The organism is Wohlfahrtiimonas populi, from assembly GCF_002006795.1.
GTDB classification, from domain to species: domain Bacteria; phylum Pseudomonadota; class Gammaproteobacteria; order Cardiobacteriales; family Wohlfahrtiimonadaceae; genus Wohlfahrtiimonas; species Wohlfahrtiimonas populi.
Window position 1 is genome coordinate 1 of the sequence record NZ_MVDN01000052.1, and the last position, 609, is coordinate 609.

A 609-nucleotide genomic window follows, 5' to 3' on the forward strand; every position below is an offset into this window, starting at 1 on the left:
TTATTTATCTAGTTTTCCAATTGCGCAGAATAACAATTAAAAATAATAGAAAAGTTAGGCTGATCAGAATGAGTATGTGGATGATGGCTTTCTCCTTAGGAATATTAATGCAGCTTCATTATGCGGGACAGTGGAAAATGGAAGGAGATAAACTTATTGAAATTATGAGGAAATTTAAAGAACAATATGGCCATTACCCAAAAACTAAAGATGATATTGATCTGATTGATAGCAATATACTAGCAAACTACCAATTAGATTTGAGAGGTTCTAAAGAACATCCTTATTTTGTTATTAAAAAACAACCCGATTATGTGTTTTATTATCGAAGCAATGAAAATATCACTTATATTTTTTATAAAAGTCCTTTAACTGCATTTGATACTTATGAACGAGTACTTGATGCAAAAAATTGGACTTTTTATCCATCATAAATAATTGATATATCACTTAAAGAATAAGAAAAACATATGTCTTTTTAAGATTACAGAGAACGATGAAGTTACTTAAACGGTAAATGAATATGAAAAAAATTAAAGCCCAATTAGGGACTATTGTATTGGTTGTGCTTGTTCTGACCATGTGGGGATATACACATTATAAATTTAA

Annotated in this window: 1 protein-coding gene; it reads left to right on the forward strand. The window is 28.7% G+C overall.

Translation table 11 applies throughout. From position 1 onward, the window contains the following. Nucleotides 1-434: hypothetical protein (locus tag BZK16_RS13960; RefSeq protein WP_233145320.1), on the forward strand; the 434-nt coding region annotated here is incomplete at its 5' end. Nucleotides 435-609 lie beyond the last annotated feature (175 nt).